Annotated in this window: 23 protein-coding genes; 7 read left to right on the top strand and 16 right to left on the bottom strand. The window is 63.9% G+C overall.

Annotation, left to right across the window (positions count from 1 at the left end; genetic code table 11):
• Positions 1 to 750 (top strand): aspartate/glutamate racemase family protein, encoded by a 750-nt coding sequence (locus tag LPJ38_RS20810; protein ID WP_167520716.1) that lies wholly within the window; start codon positions 1 to 3, stop codon positions 748 to 750.
• Here the strand turns inward: LPJ38_RS20810 and LPJ38_RS20805 are convergent, their stop codons facing one another.
• A complete protein-coding gene (locus LPJ38_RS20805) occupies positions 751 to 2,139 on the bottom strand; it encodes an amidase (RefSeq protein WP_145640803.1) in 1,389 nt (462 codons plus the stop codon).
• Positions 2,140 to 2,227: 88 nt separating this feature from the next.
• Between LPJ38_RS20805 and LPJ38_RS20800 the strand changes: the two genes are divergently transcribed.
• Genes LPJ38_RS20800 through LPJ38_RS20785 form a run of 4 tightly spaced genes read left to right on the top strand, consistent with a single transcriptional unit; the run spans position 2,228 to position 6,092 of the window.
• Positions 2,228 to 3,319, top strand: a complete 1,092-nt coding sequence (locus tag LPJ38_RS20800; protein WP_145640805.1) for an ABC transporter ATP-binding protein — start codon at positions 2,228 to 2,230, stop codon at positions 3,317 to 3,319.
• A 28-nt stretch (positions 3,320 to 3,347) separates the two neighbouring features.
• Positions 3,348 to 4,394 (top strand): ABC transporter substrate-binding protein, encoded by a 1,047-nt coding sequence (locus tag LPJ38_RS20795; RefSeq protein WP_145640808.1) that lies wholly within the window; start codon positions 3,348 to 3,350, stop codon positions 4,392 to 4,394.
• Between the two features lie 19 nt (positions 4,395 to 4,413).
• Positions 4,414 to 5,277 (top strand): ABC transporter permease, encoded by an 864-nt coding sequence (locus LPJ38_RS20790; protein WP_145640811.1) that lies wholly within the window; start codon positions 4,414 to 4,416, stop codon positions 5,275 to 5,277.
• Positions 5,277 to 6,092 (top strand): ABC transporter permease, encoded by an 816-nt coding sequence (locus LPJ38_RS20785; RefSeq protein ID WP_145640814.1) that lies wholly within the window; start codon positions 5,277 to 5,279, stop codon positions 6,090 to 6,092. The genes LPJ38_RS20790 and LPJ38_RS20785 overlap by 1 nt, the downstream gene beginning before the upstream one ends.
• On the opposite strand, the gene LPJ38_RS20780 is transcribed toward LPJ38_RS20785, so the two are convergent.
• Positions 6,093 to 6,428, bottom strand: coding sequence for a hydroxyisourate hydrolase (locus LPJ38_RS20780; RefSeq protein ID WP_167520717.1), 336 nt, complete (start codon positions 6,426 to 6,428; stop codon positions 6,093 to 6,095). It abuts the gene before it with no gap.
• Between the two features lie 26 nt (positions 6,429 to 6,454).
• Here LPJ38_RS20780 and LPJ38_RS20775 point away from each other — a divergent pair, with 26 nt between their 5' ends.
• Complete coding sequence (locus tag LPJ38_RS20775) at positions 6,455 to 7,648, top strand: MFS transporter (protein WP_145640819.1); 1,194 nt, start codon at positions 6,455 to 6,457, stop codon at positions 7,646 to 7,648.
• Complete coding sequence (locus tag LPJ38_RS20770) at positions 7,632 to 8,999, top strand: amidase (RefSeq protein ID WP_145640820.1); 1,368 nt, start codon at positions 7,632 to 7,634, stop codon at positions 8,997 to 8,999. The genes LPJ38_RS20775 and LPJ38_RS20770 overlap by 17 nt, the downstream gene beginning before the upstream one ends.
• A gap of 278 nt (positions 9,000 to 9,277) precedes the next feature.
• Here LPJ38_RS20770 and LPJ38_RS20765 read toward each other — a convergent pair whose 3' ends face one another.
• The 14 genes from LPJ38_RS20765 to LPJ38_RS20700 form a co-directional block, all read right to left on the bottom strand.
• Entirely contained in the window at positions 9,278 to 9,391 is a 114-nt protein-coding gene (locus LPJ38_RS20765) for a PepSY domain-containing protein (protein WP_231088674.1), read from the bottom strand.
• A 145-nt stretch (positions 9,392 to 9,536) separates the two neighbouring features.
• Positions 9,537 to 10,346 carry an urease accessory protein UreD gene (locus LPJ38_RS20760; protein WP_145640822.1) on the bottom strand — a complete coding sequence of 270 codons (810 nt, stop codon included), beginning with the start codon at positions 10,344 to 10,346 and terminating at the stop codon, positions 9,537 to 9,539.
• Positions 10,343 to 10,993 carry an urease accessory protein UreG gene (gene ureG, locus LPJ38_RS20755; protein ID WP_145640824.1) on the bottom strand — a complete coding sequence of 217 codons (651 nt, stop codon included), beginning with the start codon at positions 10,991 to 10,993 and terminating at the stop codon, positions 10,343 to 10,345. Before ureG ends, LPJ38_RS20760 begins: the two co-directional genes overlap by 4 nt.
• On the bottom strand, positions 10,990 to 12,696 hold the full coding sequence (gene ureC / locus LPJ38_RS20750; RefSeq protein ID WP_145640826.1) for an urease subunit alpha: 1,707 nt from the start codon (positions 12,694 to 12,696) through the stop codon (positions 10,990 to 10,992). Before ureC ends, ureG begins: the two co-directional genes overlap by 4 nt.
• Before the next feature lie 2 nt (positions 12,697 to 12,698).
• Positions 12,699 to 13,397: an urease subunit beta gene (ureB, locus tag LPJ38_RS20745; protein ID WP_145640829.1), complete on the bottom strand. Its 699-nt coding sequence runs from the start codon at positions 13,395 to 13,397 to the stop codon at positions 12,699 to 12,701.
• A gap of 16 nt (positions 13,398 to 13,413) precedes the next feature.
• Complete coding sequence (locus tag LPJ38_RS20740; RefSeq protein ID WP_231088366.1) at positions 13,414 to 14,079, bottom strand: urease accessory protein UreF; 666 nt, start codon at positions 14,077 to 14,079, stop codon at positions 13,414 to 13,416.
• Between the two features lie 4 nt (positions 14,080 to 14,083).
• The gene (ureE, locus tag LPJ38_RS20735; protein ID WP_145640832.1) at positions 14,084 to 14,551 is read right to left on the bottom strand and encodes an urease accessory protein UreE; all 468 of its coding nucleotides are present in this window, start codon (positions 14,549 to 14,551) and stop codon (positions 14,084 to 14,086) included.
• Positions 14,552 to 14,567: 16 nt separating this feature from the next.
• Complete coding sequence (locus tag LPJ38_RS20730; protein WP_145640834.1) at positions 14,568 to 14,870, bottom strand: putative quinol monooxygenase; 303 nt, start codon at positions 14,868 to 14,870, stop codon at positions 14,568 to 14,570.
• Complete coding sequence (locus LPJ38_RS20725; RefSeq protein ID WP_145640836.1) at positions 14,870 to 16,384, bottom strand: amidase; 1,515 nt, start codon at positions 16,382 to 16,384, stop codon at positions 14,870 to 14,872. The genes LPJ38_RS20730 and LPJ38_RS20725 overlap by 1 nt, the downstream gene beginning before the upstream one ends.
• A gap of 85 nt (positions 16,385 to 16,469) precedes the next feature.
• Positions 16,470 to 17,171, bottom strand: coding sequence for an ABC transporter ATP-binding protein (locus LPJ38_RS20720; protein ID WP_145640839.1), 702 nt, complete (start codon positions 17,169 to 17,171; stop codon positions 16,470 to 16,472).
• Positions 17,168 to 17,896, bottom strand: coding sequence for an ATP-binding cassette domain-containing protein (locus tag LPJ38_RS20715; protein WP_145640842.1), 729 nt, complete (start codon positions 17,894 to 17,896; stop codon positions 17,168 to 17,170). The genes LPJ38_RS20720 and LPJ38_RS20715 overlap by 4 nt, the downstream gene beginning before the upstream one ends.
• A 2-nt stretch (positions 17,897 to 17,898) precedes the next feature.
• Positions 17,899 to 18,963: a branched-chain amino acid ABC transporter permease gene (locus tag LPJ38_RS20710; RefSeq protein ID WP_145640844.1), complete on the bottom strand. Its 1,065-nt coding sequence runs from the start codon at positions 18,961 to 18,963 to the stop codon at positions 17,899 to 17,901.
• Entirely contained in the window at positions 18,963 to 19,829 is an 867-nt protein-coding gene (locus tag LPJ38_RS20705; RefSeq protein ID WP_145640846.1) for a branched-chain amino acid ABC transporter permease, read from the bottom strand. Before LPJ38_RS20705 ends, LPJ38_RS20710 begins: the two co-directional genes overlap by 1 nt.
• 63 nt (positions 19,830 to 19,892) lie before the next feature.
• Positions 19,893 to 21,131, bottom strand: coding sequence for an urea ABC transporter substrate-binding protein (locus tag LPJ38_RS20700; protein WP_145640848.1), 1,239 nt, complete (start codon positions 21,129 to 21,131; stop codon positions 19,893 to 19,895).
• Positions 21,132 to 21,152: the final 21 nt, after the last annotated feature.

Below are 21,152 nucleotides of genomic sequence, written 5' to 3'. Positions count from 1 at the left end.
ATGAAGCTGCTGCTGCTCAACCCCAACACCAGCGCCTCCGTCACCCAGTTGATGACCGATGTCGGGCAGCGCGCGGCCGCGCCCGGCACCGAGCTGATCTCCTGCACCGCCTCGCGCGGCGTACCCTATATCGCAACGCGCACCGAGGCGCAGATCGGCGGCGCCATCACGCTGGAAATGCTCGCCGAGCAGCACAAGACGGTCGATGCCGCGATCATCGCGGCCTTCGGCGATCCCGGCCTGTTCGCCGCGCGCGAAACCTTCGACATTCCCGTGGTCGGCATGGCGGAAGCCGCGATGCTGACCGCCTGCATGGCTGGACGCCGCTTTGCCATCGTTACCTTCGCCCAGGCACTGGGGCCCTGGTACGAGGAGTGCGTCCGCGCCCACGGGCTGTGGGAGCGCTGCGCCGGCATCCGCATGCTCGATACGCCGTTTCAGGCGATCTCGGAGGTCGGCACCGAGAAGGAAGACGTGCTGGTCGAGCTCGCCCAACGCGCCATCGTCGAGGACCAGGCCGATGTGCTGATCTTTGCGGGCGCCCCGCTCTCGGGCCTTGCCGAGCGGGTCTCCGACCGGATTCCCGTCCCGGTGGTCGATCAGGTCGTCGCTTCGGTGAAGCAAGCCGAAGCGCTCCACGCGCTACGCCTGCGCAAAGCGACGGCCGGCACGTTCCGGCGGCCTGCCGCCAAGCCGACCACGGGTCTTGCCGACGCGCTCGCCGCCCGGCTCGAGCATCGCGACAGCTGATCAGAGAGGCGGCCGGCGATGCGAAAAGCCCAATTCGTTTTCGATGGCACGCCCGAAGGCAAACAGACGGGATTCGCAGCCCGGGGGCGCGATGATCTGGATACCGAAGGGCAATTCGTTCTCCCCACGCTGCACCGGCAAGGTCAGCACCGGGAAGCCGACCAGCGACACGATGAACGTGACGGCGAGATAGTCGATCGGCGTCTCCAGCGCCGCATCGTCGATGAACATGACGTCGCTGATCTCGTTCGACCACGGAAAGACGGAAGCAGCCGGCGCGACCAGGAAATCGGCGCGGGCGAACGATGCACGAAAGCTGCGGTAGATCGCGGTGCGGCGCCGCTCGGCGTTGAGGTAATCCTCGGCCGAGAGCTTGGCTCCGGCCTCGATGTTCCAGATCACGGTGGGCGTAAGCTCAGCGCGGCGCGGCCTCAGCAGTTCGCCATAGCTGTTGGCTATGTGCGCGGCGCGCAGCGTGCGGAAGGCTTCGATCGCACCGCCGCAATCGGGGGAGGATGGCGCGACATCGGCCACGCGCGCGAGCGCGTCGCAGGCGGAGGCGAAGCGCGCACGGACGTCGCGCGCGACCGGCGCAACGCCGAAATCGGGCGTGACTGCGATCCGGGGACGTCCGGCGAGCGGGCGATCATCATTGCCAATGCTGGTCGAGAGCGGATCGTTCGCGTCGCTTCCCCCACAGACCGACAGCGCCAGTTCGAGATCTCCGACATCGCGGGCGAGGAAGCCGTGGGTCGCCAGCATGTCCCAGCCCAGCGGACGGCGCGTCGAGGCAATGCGGCCGGGTGTCGGCCGGATCGAGGCGACACCGCAGAAGCTGGCGGGCGTACGCACCGAGCCGCCGAAATCGGTGCCGTGAGCGAGCGGCACCATGCCAGCCGCAGCGGCGACAGCAGCCCCACCGGACGATCCGCCGGATGTCAGCACGGCATCGAACGGATTGCGCGTCGGCCCGCACAATTTATTGGAGCAGACCGCGCCGAAGCCGAATTCGGGTGTATTGGTCTTGCCCAGGATCACTGCACCAGCGCGTCGCAACCGTGCCACTACGAGATCGTCCTCGGCCGGCACGTGATCGCGGAACAGCACCGACCCATACGTGGTCGTCAGCCCAGCCGTATCGGTGAGGTCTTTGATCGCGACAGGCACACCGTGCAGCGGGCCGATCGGCGTGGACGCCGCATCGCAGATTTGCGCGGCGCGGCGGGCGCCATCCGCATCGATGGTGACGAACGCCGCCAGCCGCGGATCCTGTTCCGCGATCCGCGCCAGATGCGCCTCGACGGCGTCGCGCGCGGACAGCTGGCCCGTCGCGATGGTGCGCACAAGGGTTTTCGCAGTGAGGTCGCAGATCGATGGCTTCGGCGTCATTGCCGCACAATGCCAAACCTCGCATCGAAAGGCGAGCGCGGCGGGCACGAGACTTGCTTTCTTCCTCGGGAGAACCGGAGGCAACACCATGGCTGAAGCGCAAGGCGGACGTTCGCTCGTCGTCGATGCCGTCACGCACCGCTATCCCAGCGGCGCACTCGCGGTCGAGAACATCAATCTCGACATCAAGGGCGGCGAGATCATCGCCCTGCTCGGCCCGTCAGGATGCGGCAAGACCACGCTGCTGCGGATCATCGCGGGCTTCATTGCGCAGACGCAAGGCCGGATCATCATCGGCGACGACATTGTCGATAGACTGCCGCCGAACAAGCGCGCCGTGGGCATCGTATTCCAGAATTACGCGCTATTCCCGCATCTGTCGATCAGCGAGAACGTGGCTTACGGGCTCGCCGCCCGCGGCATCGATAAGGCGACGCGCCAGCGCGAGGCGCAGCGCCTGCTCGACCTGGTGCAATTGCCCGCGATGGCCGAGCGGCTGCCGCGGCAGCTTTCCGGCGGCCAACAGCAGCGCGTGGCGCTGGCCCGCGCGCTCGCGATCAAGCCGTCGATCCTGCTGCTCGACGAGCCCTTCGCCGCGCTCGACAAGAATCTGCGGCTGGACATGCAGATCGAGGTCAAACGGCTGCAGCGCGTCTCCGGCATCACCACGCTGATCGTGACACACGACCAGGAGGAAGCCCTCTCGATGGCCGACCGGGTCGCCGTGCTGAGCCATGGCAAGCTCGAGCAATTCGGATCGCCGTCCGATGTCTACGATCGCCCGCAGACCCTGTTCGTGAACACGTTTGTCGGCTCGACCAATCGCATGCCCGGCGTCGTGGTCTCCGCGGACCGCACGGCCGCGAAAGTCCGGCTCGACGCCGGCGCGGAGATCATCGCGCGGCCGGCGGGCAACCTCACCGAAGGCGGCCGCGTCACCGTGTGCATCCGCCCCGAGCATCTGCAATTCGTCGGCCACGAAACCGGCTTTGCCGGCGTGGTCGCCATGTCGCTGCCGCTCGGGGCCACCGTCGTGCACGAGATCACCACGGCCGACGGCTCCGGCGTAAAGGTATCACAGGCGCGTATCGGCGAGACGCGCGCGCTGGAGAGCGGCGCGGCCGTGCGCCTCGCACCGCTCGCCCCCTCGCTCGCCAACGCCTTTCCCGCAACACTTTAGTTCAGTCATAGTCCATACGGAGTTCGACATGATCCTCAACCGCCGAAGCCTAATGACCACCGCCCTCACCCTCGGGGCCATGAAGGCGTTTCCCGGACTGAGTTTTGCCCAGGCTCGGCCGCTGGTGTTTGCGACCTTCACCGGAAGCTGGGAGGAAGCGCACAAGGCCGTGCTGGTACCGGCCTTCCGCAAGGCCAATGCCGATGCGGCGATGGTGCTCGACCCCATGTTGTCGGTCGATCAGATCGCGAAGGTGAATGCCGCCAAAGCCAATCCGCCGATCGATGTCATGCTGCACGATCCGGGTCCGGCCCTGGTCGCAATTGGCCAGGACCTGGTCGAACCTTATCCGGTCGAGAAGAGTGCCTATTACAAGGACCTGATCGGCGAGGCGCAGGAGCCGATGGGCCCCGCCCCGTTCTTCCAGGTCGTCGGCCTCACCTACAATCCGGAAGCCGTAAAGACGCCCCCGACGTCCTGGGCCGATCTCTGGAAGCCGGAGTTCAAGGGCCGCGTCGGCATCACCAACCTCAACTCGACGCTCGGCACCGGCTGGCTGGTCGAGATCGCCAAGATGCGCGGTGGCTCGGAGGCCAATGTCGATCCCGGCTTCAAGGCGCTGGAGGAGCTCAAGCCCAATCTCGCCGCGGTCGCCGCCAATCCCGGTGCGCTCGCGACCCTGTTCCAGCAGGGTCAGATCGACATCTCGCCCGGCAATTTCAACGCCATCCAAATTCTGAAGGCCCGCGGCGTGCCGGTCGAGTTCGTCGCGCCGAAGGAAGGTGCGATCGCGTTCAAGACCACGATCCACATCGTCAAGAACTCGCCGAACCGCGAGCTCGCCTTCAAGCTGATCGAGGCTGCGCTGACGCCCGAGGTTCAGACCACGCTGATGAACCCGCCCTATCTGATCGTGCCGACCAATTCCAAGGTGACGATGGGCGGCGAGATCGCGCGCGTGCTCGCCAAGGACACCGCCGAGCTGAAGCAGAAATTCGTCTTCCAGGACTGGAAGAAGATCAACGAGCAGCGCTCGGCCTGGATCGAGCGCTTCAACCGGGAAATCAAGATCTAAGACCTTGAAGACTTGATCCATGGGGGCAGCACCGGCATCACGGGACGTCACGTCCTATGGAATGGGATTGGCAGCGCCGCTGGCGTTGTTTTTCCTGTTATTCTTCGTTGCGCCGCTGCTGCAACTGCTCTGGCTCTCGCTCCACAACGACACCGCCGGGCTCCATTGGGGGCTCGGCCAGTACCTGCACTTCCTCACCGACCCCTTCAGTCTCGGCGTTCTCGGCTCGACGCTGCTGCTCGGCGCCGAGGTGACCGCCGTATGTCTCGTGCTCGGCTTTCCCATCGCCTGGCTGTACCAGCGGGTTGGACCGCGACTGCAGACCATCATCATCCTGATCGTGCTGCTGCCGCTTCTGACCAGCGTGGTGGTGCGCACCTTCGCCTGGATCGTCATCCTGGGCCGCCAGGGCATCATCAATGCAACGCTGCAATCCCTCGGCATCATCGACACGCCCTTGAAGCTGCTCTACACCCAGTTCGGCGTGGTGATCGCGCTGGCGCAGGTGCAGATGCCCTTGATGACGCTACCGCTGATCACCGCGCTCGGCCGCATCGACCCCAATCTCGACGACGCATCCTGCTCGCTCGGCGCCGGGAGTTGGCGCACGTTCTTCAGAATCGTGCTGCCGCTGTCGCTGCCCGGCGTGATCGCCGGCTGCACGTTGACCTATGCCGCGGCGATCACGGCCTTCATCACCCAGTCGCTGGTCGGCGGCGGGCAGATGCTGTTCATGCCGATGTATCTCTACCAGCAGGCATCGACCCTGCAGAACTGGCCTTTTGCTGCCGCGATCTCGATTATCTTCCTGCTCGCCGTGCTCGCGGTCGTCTCCGTCTTCACCACGCTCGGCCGCTTGTCGCGCGGCTATGGATGGGCGTAATGAGCGGCCGCAGGCTCATCTTGGAAGCTCTGAGCTTCGAACTCGTGATGACCGTCATCGCGGTGATCGCGCTCGTCATCATCATCGCGCCCTCACTCGTGGTGCTGATCGTTTCCTTCACCAGTGGATTCTCGCTTCGCTTTCCCCCACCCGGCTATTCGCTGCGCTGGTACGTCGAGCTTTGGAACGCCTGGCAGCTGCATTTCGCCGCCAAGAACAGCCTCATCGTCGCGCTGTGGGCGACCGGCCTGTCCGTCGTGCTCGGCGTCGCGGCGGCGCTCGCGATCTCGCGGTCGCAGACGCTGTCGGCGCGGTTGCTCGATTCCCTCTTCATGTCGCCGCTGGTCTTGCCGGCGCTGGCTTTCGGTTTGGCTGCGCTGATGCTGTTCTCCCTGGTCGGACTGCCGGTCTCGCCGCTGACGTTGGTGATCGGCCATACCGTGGTCTGCGTTCCCTATGTGGTCCGCAACTCGGTCGCCGCGCTCGCCCAGCTCGAGCCGACCCTGCTCGAGAGTTCGGCCGTGCTGGGCGCGAGCCGCCTCTACACATTTCGGCGGATCGTGCTGCCGCTGATCCGGCCGGGCATCATCGCTGGCGCCTTCATCGCCTTCATGTCGTCCTTCGACAACGTGCCGGTCTCGCTGTTCCTGCGCGATGCCGCAACCGATATGCTGCCGATCCGGATGTGGCAGGATCTCGAGGGCAAGCTCGATGTCACCATCGCCGCGCTGTCGGGCGTGCTGATCATCGCGACCGTGGCGCTGGTCGCGGTGATGGAGCGTGTCACCGGATTGTCGCGGCGGCTGACGAGCTGATCAGGCGCCGCGGAACAGCGAATACCCCCAGCGGGTAAACTTCAGCGGCAGATGGAAATGCTCGTCAACGTTCTTGATGCGGAAGCGGAACGGCGTCACGGTCAGGAAAGCGTCGCCGTCGCCGAAGAATTCACCCAGATGAAACAAGACCTCATACTCGCCCGCCGTGACGCGCGCGCCCTGCGCGACGGCATGGTCGAGCGCGCCATTGGCTCCGAGCCGTCCGTCGACGAGGCGCACCTTTTCCGGATCGATCCGCCAGATCTCGACGCGCAGCCCGTTTGCCGGGCGTCCGCTCGCCACATCGACTGCGTGAATGGAAATACCGCCTGCCACCATGTCCCTCCCGTGAGCGCAGCGCCATGGTAGACGCAAACGCGGCCGTTCGGCCAGCGCCTCCGCTTCTGCCGGCCCTTGGGGCCATGACCTCGCTTCAGGCGCTGGTGGCACTGGCCCTGTTCGCGCCGGGCGTGGTCGCGCCCCGGGCCCAGATCGAGGTCTGGCAGCTCTCGATGTTCTCCTGTGCGGTGTTCGCCGTGGGCATTCCCGCTTCTTTCTGGGGCGGCGGCTTCATCGCGCGCCTGGGCTCGCTTCGGATCGCGAGTCTCTGCGCGGCGGCCATCGTCGTCAGCATGGCGCTGGCCTCGCTCGGATCGACGGTGGCCCTGCTCGCTGCCGGCCTCTGCCTTGGACTCGCCTTCGGGCCGGAGACGCCAGCAAGCGCGGCTCTGCTGTCGCGGCTCGTGACGGCCGAACGCCGCGCCTTCGTGTTCTCGGTCCGCCAGACCGGCAACCAGATCGGCGCCGTCTGCGGCTCACTGGTTCTGCCGGCCATCGCCGTCTCGCTCGGACCGACCTGGTGCTATGCGGCGGTGGGCGCCTGTGCTCTTCTGGGAATCCTGCTGTTCGAGCGGCTGCGCCCAACCTATGCCGGCAAGGTCCTCCCGCCTTCGGAACTCGGTCTCCGTGCGCGACTGGCGCTCGTCACCGCAGACCGGCGCATCGCCGTGCTGGCACTGGCCTCGATGCCCTTCAGCGCCATGCAAGTGTCGCTCAACACACTCTTTGTCACGCTCGGCACCCGCGAGCTCGGCCTCAGCCATATCGAGGCCGGGATCGCGCTCGCTTGCGCACAGGCAGGCGGCCTCGTCGGCCGGCTCGGCTGGGGCTATGTCGCCATGCAGCTCGATGCCTCGCGGATGGTGCTCGTCGTCATCGGCCTCGGCATGGCCTTCTGTGCCGCGCTGCTTGGCCTCGATGGCGCGTCGCTCGGTCGCACCGGCCAGCTCGCGATCGCTGCCCTGTTCGGCCTCACAGCGTCGGGCTGGAACGGCGTATTCGTCGCGGAGATTGCCCGCCTCGCCCCACAGGACAGGATCGGCGAGACCACCGGAGCAGTCCTGACCGCATCATATGCGGGCCTGCTGGCCGCGCCGGCCCTGCTCTCGATCCTGGATCGCGTAGCGAGCCTCGGCGCGGCCTTCTCCGCCTTGGCGTGCCTCGCGCTGTGCGGCACATCGGCTCTGATCTGGGGAGGCCATGACAAAGCCGGATAATAGCGCGCGGGAAATTGCGGCCGACGTTGCGGCCGGGCGGACGAGCGCGGTCGAAATCGCCAGCGCCGCCCTCGGCCGCATCGAGGCTGCGAAGAGCTTGAACGCCGTGGTCACCACAGATCCCTCGCGCACGCTGGCCGATGCCGCCGCGGTGGACGATCGCCTGCGCGCGGGCAATGCGATGCCGCTTGCCGGCGTTCCCATTGTGGTCAAAGACAATATCTGGACCGGCGGCTGGCGCGTGACACAGGGCTCACGCCTGTTTGCCGATTTCGTCGCGCCGCAGGATGCGATCGCGATCGAGCGGCTGCGCAAGGCCGGAGCCGTCGTTGTCGGCATGGGAGCAACCTCCGAGTTCGCGAGCAAGGGCGTGACAACCTCACCGCTGTTCGGGCCGACGCGGCACCCGCTCGATCCCACATTGACGCCCGGCGGCTCATCGGGCGGTCCCGCCACCGCCGTCGCAGCCGGACTCGTGCCGCTCGCGATCGGTACCGATGCCGGCGGCTCCAGCCGCAGGCCGCCCGCCCATGTTGGTGTCGCCGGCTTCAAGCCGTCTTACGGGGCGATCCCCTATGGACCCGGTTTCGCCGAGCCGTTCTTCGGCCTCTCCGTCATCGCGCCGATCGCTACCGAGGTTGCCGATATCGCGCTGGCGTTTGAAGCCATGGCGGACGTCGATCCTCGCGATCCGGATTCCGCCGGCATTGCGCAAACGGCCGATGATCCGGCCGGCCTGCGCATCGCGTTCTCGCCGCGTCTCGGGCTCGACGTCGCCGTCGACGAGGTCGTCGCCGAGGGCATCGCTTCCGCCGTTGCGCGTCTCGCCGCCACCGGCCTGTGCATCACGCAGCGCGATCCGGTCTGGCCAGCCGGCGCGACGGAAGACGCCATCATGCCGCTCCAGCACGCCGGCCTCGCCGCCCTCCATGGCGACACATTCCGGAGGGATCCGGCCGCCTTCGATCCCGACATCGCCGGGCAGATCAAGCGAGGGCTGTCCTGGTCGGGCGCAGACGTCGCCGGCGCGCTGGTGGCGAGCGCCGCGATCGCCAACGCGTTCGCAGCCTTCTTCACCGATACCGACCTGCTGCTGGCGCCAACAGTGCCCTGCGTCTCGTGGCCGTTCACGCAGCTCGGGCCCGACACGATCGGCGGCCGCACCGCGAGCCCGCGCGCGCACGCGGTATTCACGTCCTTCGTCAATCACGCCCGCCTGCCGGCGATCTCGATTCCGTGCGGGGTGGACGGGAACGGTCTTCCCTTCGGCCTCCAGATCATCGCCCGCCGCGGCCAAGACCGCACGTTGCTGCGCGCCGCCCGGCAGATCGAGGCCCAGTTGCAGGCCTAGCCGATCATTTCGGACTAGTCGCAATATACCTCGTTTGCCCGACGCGCCAACTCGCCTCCAAACCCCACGGGAGCCGTTGATTTCATTACCCCCGGCTATGTGCATGGGGTCGTTTTCGAACTGTTTGTTTGATCAGCCGTCCTAGTGTCGCGCGATAATCCATTGGACGTCTGCATTTGTTGCAGGGCAGAATGAGCGGGTTGTCCTTGTCGCCGCGGCTCGTCGCTTCGGGTCGAGCAGGCTGCATCGCCGGGGCGCCCGTGACGCGATAGCACTATTTAGCGATCGGGCCGTGCATCTATAATCTCGCCCGTTTTGGCGTCGGCGTGAAACTTCATCTTCTGACCATCCTTCATGCCTTCGCCTTCCCAGCGACCGTCATCGGCTTCGATTTTGCTGACCAGCGTGAAGCCCGAAGGGGCGGCCTCATCGATGAGTAAGCGCAGGTGTGGCTCCGCAACCTGCGGAAAAATATCGAACCGGCGTCCAATTGTTGTAACAGAGACGCATGCGTTTGATTTGCGAGTCTCGTCTTGCCTATTGAAAGTTGGCTTGACGGTAGATTGCCTTGATATGTTCGAATGCCTGCCGGAGATGTCTGAGCTCCAGGGCCGCTAGACGTACCCCGAGCCCCGACTGTCCGGGCGACAGGCTTGCCGCGCCATAGAGGCCCGGGATCCGGCCCAACGCTCCTGTCAGTAACCCGAGGAGATTCGTCAGATCATGCGAAGGGCTCAGCACCAGGAACGCCGATCCAAAGGCTCTATAGCCACGAAATATGCCGGGGTCTGGACGGCATAAGCGCGTCCGGTCGACCATCGACGGCTCGCCGATTGATCTCCTGAGGCAGAATGTCGATTCCAGTTCGCGGAAACAGCGGCTTTCGCCGCCGGGGTCGTGCATCGTGAACGCATCGACGATCAACGCGCAAGCGTCGTTCGCGCAATCGAGCTCTACAGATTGGTACAGAGCGGCATCGGGAAACAGGATTCGCGGCTCGGGCAGATATTCGAGACTGGCGCCACTGGCAACGTCAAGCCTCACTGTCTCCACGGCGCGCACCGCGGGGTCCGCGCGATGCACAGACGTCGCGCCCTGATTTGTCAGGCAAACCGCCGTCCCGGGGCCGAGCGTGAGGCGCTGTACGAGGCTGTCCTCCCCGTGAACAGCCCCGCTTGCCGTCTGCACGATCACGCTGAGGCAATTCGGCCGATCGGGATCGACATGAAAGCTGCGTGTGAGCACGAACGGCCAGGTGAACACTCGCCGGTCGATCACGGTGCGATCGGCCCGGTGAACGAAGCTCAGATCGAGCCGCGCTCCGTCCCCTGCCGCTGCGTTCCTCACGTCCTGAACAGAACTTCGCGCTCAAGAAGAGCGACAACAGCATCGATCCCCTCGCCGCGGCGGCAGTTGGTGAGCAGCACTGGACGATCGCTGCGGACGTGCAATGCTTCGCGATGCATGCGTTCCAAGTCCACGCCGACATGCGGCGCCAGATCAACCTTGTTGATGACAAGAAGGTCGGCGCGGATGATGCCTGGACCTCGCTTACGTGGGATATCGTCGCCACCAGCGACATCAATGACAAACATCCAGAAATCGGTCAGATCACGCGAAAAAGTCGAGGCGAGATTGTCGCCGCCGCTTTCGAGCAGAATGAGCTCGACACCAGGGAAACGTTGCTCGAGTTCGTTCGCTGCCTCGATGTTGAGTGTCGGATCTTCGCGAATGACAGTGTGCGGACATGCGCCCGCCTCCACCGCCGCCACGCGTGCCGGATCGATCAGCCCGGAGCGCCTGATACGGTTCGCGTCCTCGGCCGTGACGAGATCGTTCGTGATGACGGCGATATCGATGCCGCGCGCCAGCAGCGCCGGAATCAAGCGTTCGACCAAGGCCGTCTTGCCAGACCCGACCGGCCCTCCGATCCCGACCCGCGCAGCCGCAATACGCGGCTCTGCCAATCCGCCTCCGAGCGAAATCTGACTCATCGAAGCATGTACCGTCTGGCCAGCGGTACCTCCGTCGCAGGTGGACACATCAGAAGCTTTCCATCGGCACGGACCTCGAACGTCTGCGGATCGACTTCGACATGCGGCACGGCAGCATTGCGTACCATGTCGCTCTTCCGTAATTTTCGAACATTCTTGATCTGGACGGGGTCGCGATTGAGGCCGAGCTTGCGGCTCACGTCGGCCTCCATCGCTAGCTTCGACATGAAGTTGACCCCCAGCCTTTGCGGGGCGGCGCCGAGTGCGCCCCACATCCGCTTCTGGATCATCGGCTCCGACAGGCCGAGGCTGCCGTTGCCGTCACCCATGGCGGCCCACACGACAAAGCCGTTCTTGATCACCATGTAAGGCTTGATGCCGAAGGACGCGCGCGGCCAGAGGACGAGATCAGCCATCTTGCCGGGCTCGATCGAGCCAACCGCGTGGTCGATGCCAACCGCGATCGCAGGATTGATGGTGAGCTTGGCCATGTAGCGCTTGATGCGCTCATTGTCCGCACGCGCCGTTTTCTCCTCGGGCAGGCGGCCGATTCGATCCTTCATCACGCTGGCAAGCTGCCAGCATTTCGCGACGTTCTCGGCGAGACGTCCCATGCCCTGCGTATCCGTGCCGAATATCGAGATTGCGCCCATGTCGTGGAGAAAATCCTCCGCCGCCATCGACTGGGCGCGCACCCGCGCCTCGCCGAACATGACGTCCTCGGGCGCGTTGTAGTTGAGCTGATGACAGATCATCGTCATTGGCACGCCCTCTTCCATGCCGTAGGACGTGTACGGGTTGGTCGGATTGGTGGACGACGGAATGACGTTGTCCCATGACACCACCTTGAGCAGATCCGGCGCGTGGCCGCCGCCGGCGCCCTCCACGTGATACATGTGGATGGTACGGCCTTCGACCGCCGCCATCGTATCCTCGCAGAAGCCGTATTCGTTGATCGAGTCCGTGTGAAGATGAACCGCGAAATCGTTGCGGTCCGCCGCGATCAAGCTCTGGTCGATCACGGCCGGAGCGGCCCCGAAATCCTCGTGAATCTTAACAGACATGCCACCCGATGCGACCGCTTCCTCTACCGCTTCGGGGCTTGACCCGGCCCGTCCGAACAGCGCGAAATTGAGGGGCGAGAACTCGATGGCCTGGAGGAAGCGCGCAAATGTCGAAGCAGCACCGCTGCCGACGTCGAACACCGGGCCGGAGCCGTTGCCGACCAGCGTGGTAGTGCCGCCGGAAAGAGCGTGGTCGGATTGCTCGGGCGAGATCAAATGGGCGTGCGACTCGATGGCACCGGCGGTGACGATGAACGGACCGCCACCAATCGGCGCCGTGGTGTGACCAACGATCATGTCAGGATGCACATCCGGCATCACATCGGGATTTCCAGCCTTGCCAATGCCGACGATGCGACCGTCACGGATACCAATATCTGCCTTCACGATGCCGGTGACGGCGTCTACGATCGTGGCGTTCTTGATGACGACATCGAGTATCTTGTGCGATGCCGTCCGGTAGGCGTTGACGCCCTCGCCGTCGCGCAGGTTCTTTCCCGCACCGACCAGCAGCTCATGCCCATAGGTTGTGTAATCGTGCTCGATCTCGGCCAACAGGCTGGTATCGGCCAACCGCACCAGATCGCCCTTGGTCGGTCCGTAGAGTTCGCCATAGGCGCGGCGCGACAGAAGGGCCATGCTCAAGCTCCCTGATAGCCGCGGACGCGAGCTTGCTTGAGCGCTTCATCGCGTGCCGTCGGCGCGTCCAGCGGGCCGTTGACGAGCCCGGCCTGCCCGTGCACCACGCGATCGCCGGAGATCGGGACAAGTCGGACCGACTTGGTGACGCCGGGCTCGAAGCGGACGCCGGCGCCTGCCGGCCGGTCGACCTTCATGCCCCAGGCCGCGGCACGATCGAAACGCAGGGCGCGATTGACTTCGAAGAAATGAGTGTGGCTACGAACCTGAATATCGCGATCGCCAGTATTGACGACATCGATGGTGATGGCGGGCAGACCCACGAAGCTCTCAATGTCTCCGCCGCCCGCGATGATCTCGCCAGGTATGACGTCGTCGGCGCCGGACGCGTCACTAAGGCCGACCGGCTCGAACACGGCCATCACCTTGGTGCCTTCCGCGAACATGCACTCGATATAAAGCATTGGGATCATCCGTGCGACGCCGGGCTCGACGTCGTCGGATGTCAACAACCGTCCCGCCATGTCACGGATCTCGGCATAGGGTATATTGCGGCGCGCCGCCGTCATCACCTCGTCAGTAATATAAGCGACCGCCTCCGGGTGGCTCAGCCGGATTCCGAGCGACCGATTGCGACGCGCTATCTGCGCGGCATTGAAGATCACGAGGCGATCCATCTCGGTCGGCGACAGATTCATCATGACGAAATATCCTCCTTCACGTCGTGAACATGCGTACATGCCGAAGCGGCCCGCGCGAGACCGCGACGTCGATGAACGGCGTGAAGCTGGCAGGCAGCGCATCCGGCGCCGGCGGCTCCGCCAGTACCTCAGCCAGCAGACCGCGCGCAGCGGTCTGGCTCCGCTGCGCCTCGATATGGCCGACGATCCCGAGCCTCATAGCGGCGCTCACAAGACCGGTCACGAGCGTCCAACCCGAGACCAGTTCGGCTGCATCGAGACTGAATTCTGCATCCCGGCTAACGATGGCCTGTACAACCGGCAGATGGCCGAGCCGCGCATCCGACGACAGCAGCCCGCGGTAAGCGACCGACAGCGGCCCGTCGAGCTTGACCCATACCCCGAGAAGAGCCCTGCCTGCACGACGCGACCCTTCCCGCATTTCGGCCGAGGAGGTTCCTGCCTCTGCAAGGCGGTCGATGCCAGCGATGGCCTGGCAATCCCTTGCCTGGAATGCCTGACGCAACAGGATGCGATCCATGCCGGCCCAGCGCCGCATGAGCTGGTCGGCGATGATCCGATCAAGTTCGTCGCGATTGGCAAGCATGCCGTCCGCGGCGAGTCCTTCAAGGCCCCAGGAGAACGCAAAGCCGCCGGCAGGATAGGCGCTATCGCCGAGTTGCAACAATGCCAGCGCTTGCAATCTGTCAAACAGCATCGCTCTCCACTACCTCGCCCGCCTCCAGCAGCGGCTTGATGCGCGCTCGGTATGAGTCGAGCGGCCCATCGAGCAGCACGACAAGATGATCGCCCTCGAAGCGAACCCTCCAATGCAGATTGCCGGCGTTCCAGCCGAGCTTCAGCGCCGCCGCCTGGTCGACAGGTTTCAATTGCCAGCGTTCCTGCTCGCCGAATCGGACAATGACGGCGCGATCGTGTTCGAGAAAAAGCAGCGCCCCATCCACCAGCTCCTCGTCGCGCTCCAGGCTGACAGCACAGTCGGTCCCGCGATCGGTGGTGAGACGAAACCGCTTGCGACCGACGTCGGACGGCGGCACGAACAGCAATTCGATTCCGCCATGATGCTCGATGTGGTGGAGACGGCGCGCATAGGCTGCGTCGTCGGATCTCCCGATGATGCCGTGAAGCCGTAACGTCACGATGCTCTCCCGCAATTGACTTGGCGTCCGCCTACCGGACCGTCGCCGACACCTCCTTCGACGTCACAAGTATAACCTCGCCATCCAGGATGGGCTTGGCGATCCCGAAGAAGGCCGCGACAACGGCCGAGCCGTTGTGGCGATCCATCGCAGCCTTGTCGGCAAAGCGCTCATAGGTCGTGAAAACACACGGATCTTCTTCGCTCTGCGAGATGAAGAACCCGATCGTCTCCGGCTCGTTGGCCGCGACATGAGCCGCGACGGTGACAAGCGCGTCGCGCATCACGACCTCGTGGCCGGACTTCGCCCTGATGACGGCTGTGATGGTGATCATCAGAACTTCTTCCAGTCGCCATCTGCTTCAAACGCGCTGGCCGCCTGATAGATGGTTGCCTCGTCGTAGTCCTTCGCAATCAGCATCAGCCCGACAGGCAGGCCGTCCGAAAGGCCGCAGGGAATGCTCATCGCCGGATGGCCGGTAACATCGAAGGGACTGGTCGTAGCCGTCATCTCGAAGGCACGCTGGACGATCTCGGCGAGCGGCGCGTCCTTGGCCGGAATCGGTGTCGCAACACACGGCAGGGTCGGCATCAGCAACAGGTCGTAGGAGCCAAACACGGCGTCATAAGCGGCCTTGGCTGCGATCGCGATGTTGCGCGACTTGGCATAGTAGCGACCGCGATAATGGCTGACGCCCCACTGCCCGACCAGCATGGTGAGCTTGAGCGTCTCCGACAGATCGTCGGCGCGGTTACGCCAGCTGGAATGGGCGTCGAGCAGGCCGACGTCATAGAGTCCCTTCCAATTGAAGCCCATGCCGTTGCCGATCATCATCTGGACCAGGAAACCTTCCAGCGTGATCGGGTTCCACGCGGCGAGCGCGTGCAGATGCTCCGGTATCGAAACCTCCGAGACGCTGGCGCCAAGCTTGGCGAATCGCTCTGCACCCGCCTTGACCTTCTCGACAACGCCCTCCTGCATGTTCGACACGGCGAAGCCTTCCTTGAGGATGCCGATCTTCATGCCCTTCACGCCCTTGCGGAGCAATTCCGTGTAGCTCGTGACCTTCGGCGCATACTGGCGGGGATCGAATCCGTCGGGCCCGGCGAGCACCTCCAGCAGCAGCGCGTTGTCGGCGACGTTGGCCGTCATCGGACCGGTATGGTCGATGGTGGACTCGATCGGCATAACGCCCGTGTAGGGCACGAGCCCGTGCGTCGCCTTCATGCCATAGATGCCGCAGTAGGACGCGGGGATACGGATCGAGCCGCCCTGGTCGCCGCCGATTGACATGTCGACCTCGCCCGCCGCGACCAGTGCAGCGCTGCCCGAGGACGAACCGCCCGCCGAATAGCCCATCTTGAGTGGGTTGTGGACCGGTGCGGGATGGGAGGTATGGCTGCCACCCGACAGGCAAAAATGCTCACATACGGCCTTGCCGACGATGGTACCGCCGGCGTCGAGAATGCGGGTGACGATGGTCGCGTCGGCGGCGGGAATGAAGCCTTCCAATGTTGTCGAACCGTTCATCATGGGGACGCCGGCTAGCGCGACGTTGTCCTTCAGCACGACAGTTCGCCCGGCCAGCTTACCGCTCGATGCGCCCTTGACCTCGGTCTTGATCGCCCAGGCGTTGTACTTGTTGTCCTTCGGCATTGGCTTGGCGCCCGGCATGCGCGGATATTTGACCGGCGGCAGCGGGTTGGGCAGTTCGTCGACGACATCATAGGCGTCAAACATCCCGCCCATCAGCGACAGATATTCTCCGGCCTCCTCGATCGACATGTTCATGTGCAGGCTTGCAGCGAGTTCGGCGACGTCTTCGGCATTCGGGCGTTTGATGGACATGAGGCATCCCTTCTTGTGACGACAAGCTTGGCGGCAACAGAGATCAATGATTGCGATGGCGGGGTAACCGCGTCGGAACTCGAAGCTAGGTTGGATGCATGGCGGCGTCCCGTGCCAAAAGACCTTCCCGGTCGAGCTCTTCCGTGATGCGTCCCTTCTGGATATTGAGGACGCGGTCAGATAGCGACGTGATGAATTCGAGATTTTGTTCGACCACGATCAGCGACATGTTCCAGCGCTTCTTCAGTGCGAGCAGGGTCTCGATGATCTCTTCGATGATCGACGGTTGGATACCCTCGGTCGGCTCATCCAGCAGGATGAGCTTTGGCTTGGTGCAGAGGCAACGGGCCAGCGCCAGCAATTGCTGCTCGCCGCCCGACAGCGCGCCGCCACGCCGGTCGAGCAGTCGCACCAGGCGCGGAAAGTCCTGGAGCACCGCGTCGATGATCGAACGATCCTCCCTCGGAGCCGCCGCGAGGCCCATTCGCAGGTTCTCGATGACGCTCAGATCTGGAAATATCTCTCGTCCTTGTGGCACGAACCCGATACCGAGCCTGGACCGCTCGTGCGGCTTGAGATGGGTGATCGTCGTGCCGGCGAAGACGACCGAGCCGCCCGTGGTCGGTAGATGCCCCATCAGCGCACGCAAGGTTGTGGTCTTGCCCATGCCATTGTGGCCGAGAATGCCGAGGTACTCGCCGTCCTGCACCGTCATGTCGATGCCGAACAGGATCGGAATGCGGCCGTAGCCGGAGCGTAAGTTCTTGACCTCGAGGAGCGCGCTCATGCCGCTACCTTCTTGCCGAGATAGACGTCGCGCACACGCTGATCGGCCATAACCTTTTCCACACTGTCTTCGACCAGCACGCGCCCTTGATGAAACACAGTCACCTTCTTGGCGATCTGCCTGATGAACTCCATGTCGTGCTCGACAACGATGATTGCCCGGGTCTTGTTGATCTCGCGGATGATGGCGGCGGTGTGCAGGGTCTCTTCGTCGGTCATCCCAGCGGCCGGCTCGTCGAGCAAAATCAACTCCGGCTCCGCCGCGAGCACCATGCCGATCTCAACCCACTGACGCTGGCCATGCGACAGCGTCGCGACGATTCGGTCGGCATGATCGGTCAATCGGATCATCTCCAGCACGGTGTCGACCGCGGGCCCTTGGGCACGCGGCGTCGCCTTGCGGCGGACGGCGAGCCAGATGTTCTCTCGCACCGAAAGGCCGTTGAAGACGTTCGGAACCTGGGTCTTGATGCCAATCCCCATGCGGGCGATCTCGTGCGACAGCTTGCCGGCAATCGGATGCCCACGGAACGCAATCGCGCCTGAGGTCGGAACGAGCTGCCCGGTCAGAGTCTTGAAGAAAGTGCTCTTGCCGGCGCCGTTCGGGCCAATCAGACAACGCAGCTCCATCTCCTCCAACCTGAAGGTGATGTCGTCATTGGCGACCACACCGCCAAAACGCATGGTGAGATGCTCGGCCTTGAGCAGAGGTACAAGGTCCGCCATGGTTATTCCGCTCCCGCCATGTGCGATGCCGCCGCAGATGGTGGCACATGCCCTTCTGCAAGCCGTGCCTTCGGTTTCGGCGCCGGCACGAGCCGCATCAGAAGATCGCGCGCCGTCGGCACCAATCCTTTGGGCAGCAGCAGCACGAATACGACGAGCACGGCCCCGAGCACGAGGTTGGAATTCAAGGCCTGTTGCGAACCGATGTAAGCGACAATGTACTCGATCAGAACGCATCCGACGATGGGTCCGAGTAAGGTTCCAAGTCCGCCCACCGTGATCCAGATAATGATCTCGGCCGACAGCGACAGGCTGAAGATGGTCGGCCCGACAAATGCGCCCCAGTTGACGTAGAGCGCGCCGGCGAGTCCTGCGATCGCACCGCTCAGAATGAAGGTGAGCAGCTTGACCTTGCGCGGGTCATAGCCGAGCAAGGAGGCGCGGACCTCGTTCTCGCGCACGGCCACGATGATGCGGCCGGCCGGGAGAGACAGCAGAAGGCGCAGCAGCAGGAAGACCGCGAGCAACGCCCCGCCCGTCACCCACCAGGATTGTTCCGGCGTCAGCACTTGGTCCGGGTAGAACGGCACGTTGAACGTGGGCACCCCCGGCATGCCGTTAAAGCCGCCGAGCAGTGCCTTGCCGATCCTGTACTCGTCGCCGGAGGTTGAGTTGACGCAGTTGAACAGGATCAGGGTCACGGTCAGCGTGATTACGCCGAGATAGACGTCGGAGATGCGGCCGAAGAAGATGAAATAGCCGAGGATCGCAGCGAACACCGACGGAACGATGATGGCGAGCAGGATCGACGGCGTCGAATCCTGGAAGTTGACCGCGGCGATCGCATAGGCATAACCGCCGAGGCCGAAGAAGGCCGTCTGGCCGAACGACAGGATGCCGCCAAAACCCCAGATGAAGGCAAGGCTGAGCGCCAGCACCGCCATTGCTGCAAACAGCGTCAACTGCATCATCGCGAACAGCTCGATCGTGCTGGGAATCAGCGCGATCGCAACAATCGCGAGAGCGACGGCAACCGCCTGGGCCGCGAGGCGAAAGCGGATCGGCATTACAGATTCCCCTTGAAGAAGCGGCCGGAGATGCCCTGCGGTAACAGACGGATCAGGACGATCGCCGCCGTGAACACGAGAACCTCGCCATAGACCGGTGTCGTGAAATAAGCGCCGATCTGATTGACAGCGCCGAACAGGCTCGCGGCCGACATCGTGCCCGACAGAATGGCCGCGCCTCCGCCGACGACAGTCATGAAGGCCTTCGCGACATAGGCACCGCCCATCCCGGGTGTGATGCCGGAAACCGGCGCCAACAGGCCGCCTGCGAGACCGGTGATCGCGGCACCCACCGTGAATGTGCTCATATAGACGCGCGCTGGATTGACGCCGAGCGTGGCAGCCATCGCCGGGTTCTGCATCGTGGCGCGAGCGATCAGGCCGAGGCGAGTGTAGCTCATAACGCCGTAGACCAGCGCCATCATCACGATGGCCATGCTGGCCAGGAACAGCGTGTAGTAGCTCGACTGATAGGAGCCGATCGAGAAGCCGCCAAGTGGCGTCGGGACGCCTTGTTGAGTATTGCCGTAGATCGTCGTGATGATGCCGATGATCAGGAGGCTCAACCCCCAGGTCGCCAGCATCGAATCCACGAGACGTCCGTAGAGAAAGCGGATGAGACACCGTTCGATGACCAGCCCCAAGATGCCGACGAAAAGCGGCGCGACGACCAGCATCGCGATCCAGATGTTAACGCCGGCATTGGCCGATATGACGGTCGCGTAGGCGCCGAGCATGATGAACTCGCCATGGGCGAGGTTGATGATCTTCATCATGCCGAAGATGATCGCAAGTCCGAGGCACAACAGAAACAGCGATGCTATTCCGTTTAGGACGTCGAGCGCGACGATTAGGTAGATCGCCATTCTGCCGATTCTTTCAGGCCGTCGATGCAGTGGGCCCCGCCCGTGGGCGGAGCCCGGTCCACGTCAAAGATTGATAATGTACTGCTTGGTATCGTTCGGATTCTTGACGAGATCGCACACACTAGCCGTATCGGCCGGCTTGACGTCGGAATAGCTCTCCAGCACCGACCATTTGCGGTCCTTCACTTCCGCAAGGAACGCGTTGCGAGTCGTGTGATGCGTCGCCTTATCGAGCGAAACCTTGCCACTCGGCCCGTCGAACGCGACTGAATCCTCCAGCGCCGCGATCACCTTCATGCGGTCGATGCTGGCGGCCTTATTCACCCCGGCGGCCCAAAGCATGACGCCCTCATAAGTGCAGGCAGCCAACTCGCTGACATAGGGCGAGTCGGGATGGGCCTTCTTGATCTTTTCGACGAAGCTCTTCGAGGCAGGCGTGGTGAGTTCCTCGAAGTAGCCGTAGGAGCCGAGAATGGAATCGCTCTCCGCTGCATCGAGCGTGGTCGGCTCGTTGACGAGACCGAAAGTGGTCGACGCAATCGGAATCTTCCCCTTCATGCCGGCCGAGGTCCATTGCCGGTAGAAGGCGGTATGATTGCCGCCGACCAGCGCCGACAGGATGAGGTCGGGCTTCGCCGCCTGGATCTTCGAGATGGTCGTGCCGAAATTGGTGACGTCGAGCGGGAAGAAGTCGGTCGACAGCACTTCGCCGCCATTGTCCTTGACGTACTTCGTCATCCACTTCGCGGTGATCTGGCCGTAATTGTAGTCGGCCGCGATGATATAGGCCTTCTTGCCGGCCTTCTTCATCGCGCTCGGCACCAGCTTCTCCACGGTCTGCGCGGGCGTGGTGCCGGTGCAGAAGGTATTGCGATCGCAAACGCCGCCTTCGTAGAGCACGTTGTAGAAGTACAACACCTTGAAACGATCGAAGGTCGGACGCACCGCCTCGCGCGAGGCCGAGGTGATGCCGCCGTGAACGACGTCGACCTTGTCCTTGACCGCAAGCTGCTGGGCGAACTGCGAATACATCTGGATGTTCGACTGGGTGTCGTAGTGGATCACCTTCAACGGCCGGCCGAGCAATCCGCCGCCAGCGTTGATCTCATTAACGGCAAGCTGCAGCGCGTAGACCATTGGCGTGCCCGAGGCCGCGATCGGACCAGACTGGTCGTGCAGGCTGCCGACGATGATCGGGTTTTCGGCGCCGAACGCACCGGAGCGAAACACGGTCGGCGCCGCGATCAATGTCGTCGTGGCTAGAGCCGAGTGCCGCAGGAAGCGGCGACGGGAGAAAGGCATAGAGGCCCCCATGGTTTATTG

Origin of the sequence: Bradyrhizobium daqingense (assembly GCF_021044685.1) — a bacterium.
Lineage (GTDB): Bacteria > Pseudomonadota > Alphaproteobacteria > Rhizobiales > Xanthobacteraceae > Bradyrhizobium > Bradyrhizobium daqingense.
This window is presented reverse-complemented; position numbering and strand designations above follow the sequence as displayed.

Excerpts from the sequence above, each read along its gene's own strand:
- LPJ38_RS20790 (WP_145640811.1), top strand. The coding sequence starts at position 4,414 with ATGGGGGCAGCACCGGCATCACGGGACGTCACGTCCTATGGAATGGGA.
- LPJ38_RS20705 (WP_145640846.1), bottom strand. The coding sequence starts at position 19,829 with ATGGCGATCTACCTAATCGTCGCGCTCGACGTCCTAAACGGAATAGCA.
- LPJ38_RS20770 (WP_145640820.1), top strand. The coding sequence starts at position 7,632 with ATGACAAAGCCGGATAATAGCGCGCGGGAAATTGCGGCCGACGTTGCG.
- LPJ38_RS20710 (WP_145640844.1), bottom strand. The coding sequence starts at position 18,963 with ATGCCGATCCGCTTTCGCCTCGCGGCCCAGGCGGTTGCCGTCGCTCTC.
- LPJ38_RS20725 (WP_145640836.1), bottom strand. The coding sequence starts at position 16,384 with ATGTCCATCAAACGCCCGAATGCCGAAGACGTCGCCGAACTCGCTGCA.
- LPJ38_RS20720 (WP_145640839.1), bottom strand. The coding sequence starts at position 17,171 with ATGAGCGCGCTCCTCGAGGTCAAGAACTTACGCTCCGGCTACGGCCGC.
- LPJ38_RS20715 (WP_145640842.1), bottom strand. The coding sequence starts at position 17,896 with ATGGCGGACCTTGTACCTCTGCTCAAGGCCGAGCATCTCACCATGCGT.
- ureB (WP_145640829.1), bottom strand. The coding sequence starts at position 13,397 with ATGATGAATCTGTCGCCGACCGAGATGGATCGCCTCGTGATCTTCAAT.
- ureC (WP_145640826.1), bottom strand. The coding sequence starts at position 12,696 with ATGGCCCTTCTGTCGCGCCGCGCCTATGGCGAACTCTACGGACCGACC.
- LPJ38_RS20775 (WP_145640819.1), top strand. The coding sequence starts at position 6,455 with ATGGTAGACGCAAACGCGGCCGTTCGGCCAGCGCCTCCGCTTCTGCCG.
- LPJ38_RS20700 (WP_145640848.1), bottom strand. The coding sequence starts at position 21,131 with ATGCCTTTCTCCCGTCGCCGCTTCCTGCGGCACTCGGCTCTAGCCACG.
- LPJ38_RS20800 (WP_145640805.1), top strand. The coding sequence starts at position 2,228 with ATGGCTGAAGCGCAAGGCGGACGTTCGCTCGTCGTCGATGCCGTCACG.
- ureG (WP_145640824.1), bottom strand. The coding sequence starts at position 10,993 with ATGAGTCAGATTTCGCTCGGAGGCGGATTGGCAGAGCCGCGTATTGCG.
- LPJ38_RS20810 (WP_167520716.1), top strand. The coding sequence starts at position 1 with ATGAAGCTGCTGCTGCTCAACCCCAACACCAGCGCCTCCGTCACCCAG.
- LPJ38_RS20805 (WP_145640803.1), bottom strand. The coding sequence starts at position 2,139 with ATGACGCCGAAGCCATCGATCTGCGACCTCACTGCGAAAACCCTTGTG.
- LPJ38_RS20730 (WP_145640834.1), bottom strand. The coding sequence starts at position 14,870 with ATGATCACCATCACAGCCGTCATCAGGGCGAAGTCCGGCCACGAGGTC.
- LPJ38_RS20795 (WP_145640808.1), top strand. The coding sequence starts at position 3,348 with ATGATCCTCAACCGCCGAAGCCTAATGACCACCGCCCTCACCCTCGGG.
- LPJ38_RS20785 (WP_145640814.1), top strand. The coding sequence starts at position 5,277 with ATGAGCGGCCGCAGGCTCATCTTGGAAGCTCTGAGCTTCGAACTCGTG.